We start from the raw sequence: 9,998 nt of genomic DNA, 5'->3' as shown, positions 1-9,998 counted from the left end.
CCGGCCGCGCCGGCGCAGCCCGTGACGGAAGCGGCTCCAGCGCCGGGCCCTGACCCGGTCATGCCGCCGGCCGCATCGGCAGACGATGCAGTCACGCCGGCCGCCACCACCCGCGCAGCGCCGGCGCAGGAAGCGTCACCGGCGGCAGTGGCGGCGGTGGTCCCGCCCGGGGCAGAAGCCGGTGCGGGCGGATCACCGGGCAGCGATGCCGCAGCCCCCCCGGCACCGGCACCGGCACCGGCACCGGCACCGGCCGAGGATGCCGTCGCCAGCGCCGTGCGTGCGCTGCTCGTGCAGGCGCGCAGCCAGTACGCCGGCATGCGCTACACGCAGCCGCCCGATGACAACGCGCTGCAGACCTGGCGGCAGGTGCTGAAGCTCGCGCCCGGCAACGCCGAGGCGCTCGCCGGCATCGCCGGCATCCGCGCGCGCTTCATCGGCTGGGGCCGGCAGGCGCAGGCGCGCGGCGAGTTCGAGCGGGCGCTGCGCCATTACGAGATCGCGCGCGGCATCGGCGAGGACGAGGAGTTGTCGGGGCTGATCGCCGAGGCCAGACGCCGGCGCGACGCCGGACGCTGAACCGCGGGCATCCCGGCCCGCTGTGTGAAATTCCGCCCGTGACGGCCGCCGGACTGCGCCGGACAGCGCGCCGGGCCGCCCTTTCCCCGCACTGGCCGGCCGAGTGTGCGGATATCCGCATCGCGGCAGGAAACGGCGTTCCGGAAGCCCGCACACAGCTTGCACATCATGAAAAACAAACCCTCCGATTTCGCAGATGATCGCAATTAAAACGGCATTTTCAATCACTTGCCATTGATGGCACATGCCGTGCAGTACAGCCTTCCGCGAGCCGGCGACGACCGGCACCCACCAGCTAGCGCGGAGAGGCACACGAGCCATGCCGAAGATCTTCAAGAGTCTGTACTTCCAGGTGCTGGTGGCGATCGCCATCGGCGTCGCCGTCGGTCACTACAACCCGGGCTTCGGCACCGATCTCAAGCCGCTCGGCGACACCTTCATCAAGCTGATCAAGATGGTCATCGCCCCGATCATCTTCTGCACCGTCGTCGTCGGCATCGCCGGCATGGAAGACATGAAGAAGATCGGCCGCGTCGGCGGCAAGGCGCTGCTGTACTTCGAGCTGGTGACCACCGCCGCGCTGGCGATCGGCCTGCTGATCGTCAACCTCGCGCAGCCGGGTGCCGGCATCAACGCCGATCCGGCGACGATCGACACCAAGGCGATCGCGACCTACACGACGGCCGCGCAGAAGTCGCAGACCACGGTCGAGTTCCTGATGGGCGTGATTCCGACCAACGTCGTCGACGCGCTGGCCAAGGGCGAGATCCTGCAGGTGCTGTTCTTCGCGGTGCTGTTCGGCTTCGCGCTGGCGGCGATGGGCGAGAAGGGCCGGCCGCTGGTGAAGATGATCGACCAGTTCGCGCACGGCATGTTCGGCGTCGTCAACATCATCATGAAGGTCGCCCCGATCGGTGCCTTCGGTGCGATGGCCTTCACGATCGGCAAGTACGGCTTCCACACCCTCGGCAACCTGGCGCTGCTGATGGGAGCGTTCTACGCGACCTGCCTGCTGTTCATCTTCGGCGTCATCGGTGCCATCGCCCGCGCCTGCGGCTTCTCGGTCTGGAAGTTCATCAAGTACATCAAGGAAGAACTGCTGATCGTGCTCGGCACCTCGTCCTCGGAATCGGCGCTGCCGCGGCTGATGGACAAGCTCGAACGCCTCGGCTGCTCGAAGCCGGTGGTCGGTCTCGTGGTCCCGACCGGCTACTCGTTCAACCTCGACGGCACCTCGATCTACCTGACCATGGCGGCGATCTTCATCGCCCAGGCCTGCAACATCGACCTGACGCTGACGCAGGAGCTGACCATCCTCGGCGTGCTGATGCTGACCTCCAAGGGCGCGGCCGGCGTCACCGGCTCGGGCTTCGTCACGCTGGCGGCGACGCTCGCCTCGATCGGCACGATCCCGGTCGCCGGTCTGGCGCTGATCCTCGGCATCGACCGCTTCATGTCCGAGGCGCGCGCGCTGACCAACCTGATCGGCAACGGCGTGGCGACCATCGTCATCGCCAAGTGGGAGAAGGAACTCGACGAGACGGCGCTGCACGCCCATCTCGACGGCCGCGCCAACGTCGAGGCCGAGATCGAGGCCGACGCGCACGGCGAGCGTGCACCGCTGGTCACGGCGACGCCGGCGCAGGCCGTCTGAAGCCCGACCCGCCCGGACCCTTCGCGGTCCGGGCAACCCAGCGGACCGGTCCACGACCGGTCCGTGCCGTGTCCGGCTCACCGGCATTTGCCGCCGGTCAGCCGGTATTACCGCGGGCAGCGTCCTAAGCTGTCCGGCGCACGGGCCGCCATCGGGCAGCGGCCCCTGCGTACCCGCCCCGTCACCCCCCGGGCGGCCGGGGCATCACTCCAAGCCCGAAACGCGATCGTTCCGAAGATTCCAATTATTAGAGACGAGGAGAAAAACCCATGCTGCGCATCACGCTCAAGACCCTGACCCTCGGCGTCGCCCTGGCGCTCGGCGGGCTCGCCCACGCGGCCGATCCGATCCTCATCAAGTTCTCGCACGTCGTCGCCCAGGACACGCCGAAGGGCAAGGCGGCCGAATACTTCAAGAAGCTGGCCGAGGAGCGCACCAAGGGGGCGGTCAAGGTCGAGGTCTACCCGAACAGCCAGCTCTACAAGGACAAGGAGGAGGTCGAGGCGCTGCAGCTCGGCGCCGTGCAGATGCTCGCGCCCTCGCTCGCGAAGTTCGGGCCGCTCGGCGTCAAGGAATTCGAGGTCTTCGACCTGCCCTACATCCTGCCGAACCGCGACGTGCTGCGCCGCGTCACCGACGGGCCGGTCGGGCGCGGCCTGCTCGACAAGCTGGAGACCAAGGGCATCAAGGGCCTGGCCTACTGGGACAACGGCTTCAAGATCATGTCGGCGAACAAGCCGATCCATCTGCCGGCCGACATGAAGGGCCTGAAGGTGCGCATCCAGTCCTCGAAGGTGCTGGACAAGCAGATGCGTGAGCTCGGCGCGATCCCGCAGGTGATGGCCTTCTCCGAGGTCTACCAGGCGCTGCAGACCGGCGTCGTCGACGGCACCGAGAACCCGCCGTCGAACATGTACACGCAGAAGATGCACGAGGTGCAGAAGGACGCCACGGTCACGCGCCACGGCTATCTCGGCTACGCGGTCATCGTCAACAAGAAGTTCTGGGACGACCTGCCGGCCGACATCCGCACGACGCTCGAAGGCGCGATGAAGGACGCCACCAAGTACGCGAACGACATCGCCGAGAAGGAAAACGCCGACGCGCTCGAAGCGATCAAGGCCTCCGGCAAGACCACCGTCTACACGCCGACCGATGCCGAGCTGAAGCAGTGGCGTGATGCACTGCTGCCGGTGCATGCCGAGGTCGCCTCGCGCGTCGGCAAGGACCTGATCGACGCCTTCTACAAGGAAGCCGCTGCCGCCGGCGCGCCGATCAAGTAAGCCGCCCCCGCGTCCGCACCTCGCCGGCCCGGCGGCCCTGCCGCCGCCGGCCGGCGCCCCGCCCGACCCGTTGTGCGCGGAGGACCCCCGCATGAAATTCCTCGATCACCTGGAGGAATGGCTGATCGCCTTCCTCATCGCGGGTGCGACGCTGATCGTGTTCGTCAGCGTCGTGCACCGCTACCTCGCCGGCATGGCCATCCCCGGCCTGCAGGACTGGCTGCTGTCGCTCGACTTCTCGTGGGCGCAGGAGCTCTGCATCTTCATGTTCATCTGGATGGCCAAGTTCGGCGCCGCCTACGGCGTGCGCACCGGCATCCACGTCGGCGTCGACGTGCTGATCAACCGGCTGTCGACGCCGATGCGCGCGAAGTTCGTGCTGTTCGGGCTGCTCGCCGGCGCGACCTTCACCGGCATTGTCGGCACCTTCGGCGCCGGGCTGGTCGCGCACGTGATGCACACCGGCAGCACGACTGAGGTGCTCGAATGGCCGGCGTGGATCCTGTACATGGCGATCCCGCTCGGCTCCTACCTGATGTGCTTCCGCTTCCTGCAGGTGGCCTGGGCCTTCCACCGCACCGGCGATCTGCCGCACCACGACCACGGCCACGTCGAGGGCGTCGACGATCCCGACAAGCCCGAAGACATCAACTGGTTCGCACTCGACGACGACCTGCACCCGCGCGAGATGTCGCACCCGATCCGCAAGCCTGAAGACGGAGGCAAGCCGCAATGAATGCCCTGATCATCTTCGGACTGCTGTTCGGACTGATGCTGACCGGCATGCCGATCTCGATTTCGCTCGGCCTGACGGTGCTGACCTTCCTGTTCGGCTTCACGAACACCGACGTGCAGACCGTCGCACTGAAGCTGTTCACCGGCATCGAGAAGTTCGAGATCATGGCGATCCCGTTCTTCATCCTCGCCGGCAACTTCCTGACCCACGGCGGCGTGGCGCGCCGGATGATCAACTTCGCGACCTCGATGGTCGGGCACTGGCACGGCGGCCTGGGCCTGGCCGGCGTCATTGCCTGCGCGCTGTTCGCGGCCGTGTCGGGATCCTCGCCGGCGACCGTGGTCGCGATCGGCTCGATCCTGCTGCCGGCGATGCTGAAGCAGGGTTTCCCGAACCGCTTCGGTGCCGGCGTCATCGCCACCAGCGGCGCGCTCGGCATCCTGATCCCGCCGTCGATCGTCATGGTCATGTACTCGGTCGCGACCAACACCTCGGTCGGCGCGCTGTTCATGGCCGGCGTCGTGCCGGGCCTGATGCTCGCCGGCTTCCTGGCGTTCACGACCTGGTACCGCGCGAAGAAATTCGGCTATCCGCGCCAGCCGAAGGCGACGATGCAGGAGCGCATCAAGGCCTTCCGCGAGTCGGTCTGGGGCCTGCTGCTGATCATCATCGTCATCGGCGGCATCTACGCCGGCCTGTTCACGCCGACCGAGGCCGCGGCGATGAGCGCCGTCTACGCCTTCATCGTCGCCGTGTTCATCTACAAGGACATGGGCCTGAAGGACGTGCCGAAGGTGCTGCTCAGTTCGGCGAACATGTCGGCGATGCTGCTGTACATCATCACGAATGCCGTGATGTTCAGCTTCATCATGACCGACCAGAAGATCCCGCAGACGCTGGCCGAGATCATGATCGGCAGCGGCCTCGGCCCGATCACCTTCCTGCTGATGTGCAACATCGTGCTGCTGCTCGCCGGCAACGTCATGGAGCCGTCGTCGATCGTGCTGATCTTCGCGCCGATCCTGTTCCCGATCGCGATGCAGCTCGGCATCGACCCGGTGCACTTCGGCATCCTGATCGTCGTCAACATGGAGGTCGGCATGTGTCATCCGCCGGTCGGCCTGAACCTGTACGTGGCCTCGGGCATCACCAAGATGGGCATCACCGAGCTGACCATCGCCGTGTGGCCGTGGCTGCTGACGATGCTGGTCTTCCTCGTGATCGTGACCTACGTGCCGGCGATCTCGCTGACGCTGCCGAAGCTGCTCGGCGTCATGTGATGCGCGGCTGATCGACGCAACCCCTCTGCGAAGGCCCGGCAGGCGAAGCCGGGCCTTCGGTTTTTCACGCTGCACCATCCGCCGCCGGCCCGGCTGCGGCGGGTCAGGCGTCGGGTTCCTGCGTCCGGGCATCGAGGTTGCGCCCGATGTGCGCAAGCGTCGCCTCGAAGGCCGCGAGCGCTTCGGCATCGAGGCCGGCCAGCAGGCGCGCGACGAAGGCATCGCGGGCCACGCGCCCGGCGGCAAGGCGATCGGTCCCGGCCGCGGTCAGCGCCACCTCGGTCAGGCGCTGGTCGTCCGGATGGCTGCGCCGGCGCACCAGACCTTCGGCTTCGAGCAGCTGCAGCTGCCGGGTCAGTGCCGCGGCATCGACGCCGATCAGCGTCTTCATGTGCTTCTGCGTGCTGGCCCCGTGCTCGTGCAGGTGGTTCAGGATGCGCCAGCGCGCCAGATGCATGCCGACCGCCGCCTCGAAGGCCGTCGACAGCCGCTGTGCGAGCCGCACCATGTGCTGCAGCGCGGAAGCAGACTGGCTCATGTCCCCGCCTCCGCCACCCGGCCGCGCCGCCGCCAGCGGCCGGCGAGCAGCGCGACCAGCACCAGCGCAGCGAGCCCGGCCGCGAGCAGCAGGCCGAGGTGGATGCCGGCCGCGAGCGCCCGGTGCGCGGCATCGAGCAGTTGCGCGAGCTGCGCCGGGCCGTCCGGCAGGCGCGCCGCCAGCGTCGTGGCCTGATGCAGACCGGCCGGATCGAGCAGCAGCTGCGGATCGGCGAACAGCGGCCGCAGCGCCTGCGCGCCGGCACCGCTGCCGGCGGCGTCCATCGCCGTGCGCCAGGTGCCGGTGACCAGCACGCCGAGCACGACCGTGCCGGCCATGCTGCCGAGCGCGCGCACGGTCTGCACCAGCGCCGTCGCCACGCCGAGTTCAGCGCGCGGCACGCTGGTCTGCACCAGCAGCGTGAAGTTCGGGAACAGGAAGCCGAGTCCGAGCCCGCACATCAGGAAGGCGCCGGCCGCAAGCCACGCCGAGGTCTGCGCGCCGACCGCCTGCACGCCGAGCACGCCGGCCCCGAGCAGCAGCCAGCCGGGCAGCAGCAGGGATTCCGGATCGGCGAGCCGCCCGTACAGCCGGCCGTTGATCAGGCTGCCGAGCGCGATCGCCAGCACCAGCGGCGTCACGATCAGCCCGGCCTCGTGCGGCGAATGGCCATAAGCGCCCTGCAGCAGCAGCGGGGCGTAGAACAGCGCCGCGAACATCACGGCCCCGGCCGCGAGCGCGCAGAGCACGACGCGGCGCACGCGCGGGATCGCGAGCAGCCGCAGCGGCAGCAGCGGATGGCGGGCGTGCAGCTGCCGGCGCACGAACAGCAGCAGCGCCAGCACGCCGCCGGCCAGCCACAGCGGCAGCGCACCGGCGAACCACGCGCCGGCGCGCTGGCCGAGTTCGACCCACAGCAGCAGCGCCGCAAGTCCGCCGCTCAGCCACAGCGCACCGGGCAGGTCGAAGCCGGCGCCCTCGGCGCGCGTGCCGCGGCTGCGCGGCAGATAGGCGATGACCAGCACCAGCGCCAGCAGCCCGAGCGGCAGGTTGACGTAGAACACCGAGCGCCAGCCGAAGTGCTCGGTCAGCAGCCCGCCGAGCACCGGCCCGATGCCGCTCGCGAGCGCGAAGCTGCTCGACATCAGCGCCTGCCAGCGCAGCCGGTGCGCGGTGTCCGGGAACAGGTCGGCGATGCTCGTGAAGGCGGTGGCGATGATCATCGCGCCGCCGACGCCCTGCAGCGCACGCGCCGCGATCAGCGCCGGCATCGAGCCGGCCTGTCCGCACAGCGCCGAGGCGCCGGTGAACACGATGATCGCCGCGATCACGAAGGGCTTGCGCCCGAACAGGTCGCCGAGCCGGCCGAGCACCGGCAGCAGCGTCGTCGAGCTCAGCAGATAGGCGGTCGCGACCCACGCGAACTGCTCGAAGCCGCGCAGCTCGGCGACGATGGTCGGCATCGCCGTGCCGACCACGGTCTGATCGAGCGCAACCAGCATCGCGACCAGCGCGATGCCGAGCATCGCGCGCAGGGCCTGCGCGCCGTACAGGCCGGCAGGCGCGGCGGTGCCGGCGGCCGGCACGGGCTCGGTTCCGGCGAGGGGGACGGCGGACATCGGCGACGGACTCCGGCGGGGGAAAGGCCGCCAGCATCGCGCCGGATGATTGACCGATCAATCATTGATCGATCAAATCAGGCTCATGGCTGCCATGCACCGGTGTGTGCTTGTCCTGCCCCGGAAACGACGACGCCGCCCCGGGGGGCGGCGTCGGCAGCGCACGGCAAGGCGGCGCGGGGATCAGCCCCAGCTGCGCACCGGGCCGGAGTCGATGTGCACGAAGTTGCTGCGCGGGTAATAGCCGACGCCACCGGCGCGCAGGCTCAGCGCCGCCATGCGCATCTGGCCGACGCCGAGGCCGGGCATGCGCACGTCGAGCGCGCGCGCCTGCATGTGGAAGCTGTTCTTGGCGACGCCGCGCGATTCCTCGCGCAGCAGCGCGTTGGTCTCGGGCGAGCGGTAGCCGGAGATGATGTGGGTCTCGGGCCGCTGCAGCATCAGCTGCATCGCGTACAGGATGTCGAGCGCCCGCGGATCGAACAGCCGGAACTCGTCGTTGTGGTGATCGCGCAGCGCCCAGGAGATTTCCTTGATCGACTGCGGCAGGTAGCCGGTGTTCGGCGTCCAGAACACCTCGCGCACGCTCTCGCCGGTGCCCGGCGCGTACAGCGACAGCACGCGGTCGCCGTTGCGGAACAGGCTCTCGGTCGACGCGGTTTTCGACTCGGTGATGATGCCCGGCGCTTCGAGGCCGCGGGTGTCGGCCACGATGCTGCCACGGCCGATGCGCTGCTCGCCGCGATCGACATAGCCGCGGCCGGTGCTGCGCAGCTGCGGCTTGTAGCTGCTGCCGCCGCGGATCTGCGCGACCACGCGCCCGCCGACCGGCTTGCCCCGGGCATCGACGCGGATCTTCAGGTTGCTCTTGCCGGCCGGCGCCTGACGCAGCGCGATCACCGGCTTCGCCGGCATGCGCTTGCCGGTCGCGGCACGACCGGCCACGCTGGCCCCGGCCGCCGGCTTTGCGGCGCGGGCGGACGTGCGGGCCGTGGACGCAGATGCGGACTTTGCGGTGCTGCGGGCCGTGCTGACCGTATGCTTGCCGTTGCCGGCGCTGCGGGCCAGCACCGGCAGCGCGATCAGGCTGCTGACCAGCAGGCCGGCGGTGCGCAGGAAGCCGCGCCGCTGCGGGCAGGGCTCGGCCGCATCCAGCAGCGGTTGATCGATTTCGATCAGCGGCAGCGACACGCTCTTGGAAGTGGTCATCCGTCGGAACCTCGAATCGACAAACTTTATGAGATTATTAAAACAAATTTACACACAGACGCAAACTTAAATTCTCAAAACGACACTCGTATCAGGTTTGCAACAATACCGCTGCTTTTTTACAAAATCGTAATCCATCAAATACTTGATTGAGATCATGTTCATGAGTAAGGCCAAAACCCCCGTCACTGCCGCCATCCGCTTGTTGCGACAGCACAAAGTCGGGTTTTCGGATCATTTATACGAATATGAAGAGCGCGGCGGCACCGCCCACAGCGCCCATGCGCTGGGGTTGCCCGAGCACGCCGTCGTGAAGACGCTGATCATGGAAGACGACCGGCATGAACCCCTGATCGTGCTGATGCACGGCGACCTGCAGGTGTCGACGAAGGAGCTCGCGCGCCAGATCGGCGCCCGCTCGATCGCCCCCTGCGCACCCGAGGTCGCCAACCGCCACAGCGGCTATCTGGTCGGCGGCACCTCGCCCTTCGGCACGCGCCACGCGATGCCGGTCTACGTCGAGGCGACGATCCTCGAACTGCCGCGCATCTGGATCAACGGCGGCAAGCGTGGCTACCTGATCGGCATCGAGCCGTCGGTCTTGAGCACGGTGCTGAAACCGCTGCCGGTGCGGGTCGGCATCCCCGGCTGAGGTGCGCATCGGTTCCGCATCAGTCCGCATCAGTCCGCATCAGTAGTGCGGCGGCGGCGTTTCCTCGGCCGCGGTCGCGATGTTCGACGGTGCCATCGCCTGCAGCTGCCGGCGCAGATCGCCGACCAGCCGGCGCAGCGCGTCGAGCTCGCGCCCCTGGCGGTAGACGAGGTCGCTGAGTTCATTGAGCGCGGCGTCCTGATGCGCGTAGCGAATCTCCAGATCGATCAGGCGCTGTTCGTCCACGGCGGCGGGCTCCGGGTACGGGTCGGGGGGCGCGAATTCTAGCCGCCGCGCGGCCGGACGCTAGAATGCCGGCCCGCGCCTGCCCGGTACCCGCGCCGATGTCTGCCGATCTTCCGTTTTTCGCGACCGCCCCGCGCGGCGTCGAACCGCTGCTCGCCGCCGAACTCGCCGCGCTCGGCGCCGCGCCGGTGCGCGAAGGCCA

At 68.6% G+C, this 9,998-nt stretch carries 10 protein-coding genes; 6 read left to right on the top strand and 4 right to left on the bottom strand.

What is annotated here, in order from left to right:
- Positions 1-156 precede the first annotated feature (156 nt).
- From PKE44_RS10000 to PKE44_RS09980, 5 genes are all read left to right on the top strand, one after another.
- Positions 157-579 carry a hypothetical protein gene (locus tag PKE44_RS10000; protein WP_324550637.1) on the top strand — a complete coding sequence of 141 codons (423 nt, stop codon included), beginning with the start codon at positions 157-159 and terminating at the stop codon, positions 577-579.
- A 319-nt stretch (positions 580-898) separates the two neighbouring features.
- On the top strand, positions 899-2,233 hold the full coding sequence (locus PKE44_RS09995) for a dicarboxylate/amino acid:cation symporter (protein ID WP_324550635.1): 1,335 nt from the start codon (positions 899-901) through the stop codon (positions 2,231-2,233).
- Positions 2,234-2,502: 269 nt separating this feature from the next.
- Positions 2,503-3,516: a TRAP transporter substrate-binding protein gene (locus PKE44_RS09990; protein WP_324550633.1), complete on the top strand. Its 1,014-nt coding sequence runs from the start codon at positions 2,503-2,505 to the stop codon at positions 3,514-3,516.
- A 91-nt stretch (positions 3,517-3,607) separates the two neighbouring features.
- Complete coding sequence (locus PKE44_RS09985; RefSeq protein ID WP_324550631.1) at positions 3,608-4,252, top strand: TRAP transporter small permease; 645 nt, start codon at positions 3,608-3,610, stop codon at positions 4,250-4,252.
- Positions 4,249-5,532 (top strand): TRAP transporter large permease subunit, encoded by a 1,284-nt coding sequence (locus PKE44_RS09980; RefSeq protein WP_324550629.1) that lies wholly within the window; start codon positions 4,249-4,251, stop codon positions 5,530-5,532. The genes PKE44_RS09985 and PKE44_RS09980 overlap by 4 nt, the downstream gene beginning before the upstream one ends.
- A gap of 103 nt (positions 5,533-5,635) precedes the next feature.
- Here PKE44_RS09980 and PKE44_RS09975 read toward each other — a convergent pair whose 3' ends face one another.
- From PKE44_RS09975 to PKE44_RS09965, 3 genes are all read right to left on the bottom strand, one after another.
- Positions 5,636-6,070 carry a MarR family transcriptional regulator gene (locus PKE44_RS09975; RefSeq protein ID WP_324550627.1) on the bottom strand — a complete coding sequence of 145 codons (435 nt, stop codon included), beginning with the start codon at positions 6,068-6,070 and terminating at the stop codon, positions 5,636-5,638.
- Positions 6,067-7,689: an MFS transporter gene (locus tag PKE44_RS09970; RefSeq protein ID WP_324550625.1), complete on the bottom strand. Its 1,623-nt coding sequence runs from the start codon at positions 7,687-7,689 to the stop codon at positions 6,067-6,069. Before PKE44_RS09970 ends, PKE44_RS09975 begins: the two co-directional genes overlap by 4 nt.
- 183 nt (positions 7,690-7,872) lie before the next feature.
- Complete coding sequence (locus PKE44_RS09965) at positions 7,873-8,898, bottom strand: DUF882 domain-containing protein (protein WP_324550622.1); 1,026 nt, start codon at positions 8,896-8,898, stop codon at positions 7,873-7,875.
- A gap of 163 nt (positions 8,899-9,061) precedes the next feature.
- Here PKE44_RS09965 and PKE44_RS09960 point away from each other — a divergent pair, with 163 nt between their 5' ends.
- Entirely contained in the window at positions 9,062-9,550 is a 489-nt protein-coding gene (locus PKE44_RS09960) for an aminoacyl-tRNA deacylase (RefSeq protein ID WP_324550638.1), read from the top strand.
- Positions 9,551-9,589: 39 nt separating this feature from the next.
- Here PKE44_RS09960 and PKE44_RS09955 read toward each other — a convergent pair whose 3' ends face one another.
- Complete coding sequence (locus tag PKE44_RS09955) at positions 9,590-9,796, bottom strand: SlyX family protein (RefSeq protein WP_324550620.1); 207 nt, start codon at positions 9,794-9,796, stop codon at positions 9,590-9,592.
- Positions 9,797-9,998: the final 202 nt, after the last annotated feature.

The sequence above is a fragment of the Plasticicumulans sp. genome, assembly GCF_035331805.1.
In the GTDB taxonomy this organism is placed as follows: domain Bacteria; phylum Pseudomonadota; class Gammaproteobacteria; order Competibacterales; family Competibacteraceae; genus Plasticicumulans.
The sequence above is the reverse complement of the archived record's forward strand: the minus strand, read 5'-3'. Positions and strand labels throughout refer to the sequence as shown.

Excerpts from the sequence above, each read along its gene's own strand:
- PKE44_RS09970 (WP_324550625.1), bottom strand. The coding sequence starts at position 7,689 with ATGTCCGCCGTCCCCCTCGCCGGAACCGAGCCCGTGCCGGCCGCCGGC.
- PKE44_RS09965 (WP_324550622.1), bottom strand. The coding sequence starts at position 8,898 with ATGACCACTTCCAAGAGCGTGTCGCTGCCGCTGATCGAAATCGATCAA.
- PKE44_RS09995 (WP_324550635.1), top strand. The coding sequence starts at position 899 with ATGCCGAAGATCTTCAAGAGTCTGTACTTCCAGGTGCTGGTGGCGATC.
- PKE44_RS09960 (WP_324550638.1), top strand. The coding sequence starts at position 9,062 with ATGAGTAAGGCCAAAACCCCCGTCACTGCCGCCATCCGCTTGTTGCGA.
- PKE44_RS09975 (WP_324550627.1), bottom strand. The coding sequence starts at position 6,070 with ATGAGCCAGTCTGCTTCCGCGCTGCAGCACATGGTGCGGCTCGCACAG.
- PKE44_RS09990 (WP_324550633.1), top strand. The coding sequence starts at position 2,503 with ATGCTGCGCATCACGCTCAAGACCCTGACCCTCGGCGTCGCCCTGGCG.
- PKE44_RS09980 (WP_324550629.1), top strand. The coding sequence starts at position 4,249 with ATGAATGCCCTGATCATCTTCGGACTGCTGTTCGGACTGATGCTGACC.
- PKE44_RS09985 (WP_324550631.1), top strand. The coding sequence starts at position 3,608 with ATGAAATTCCTCGATCACCTGGAGGAATGGCTGATCGCCTTCCTCATC.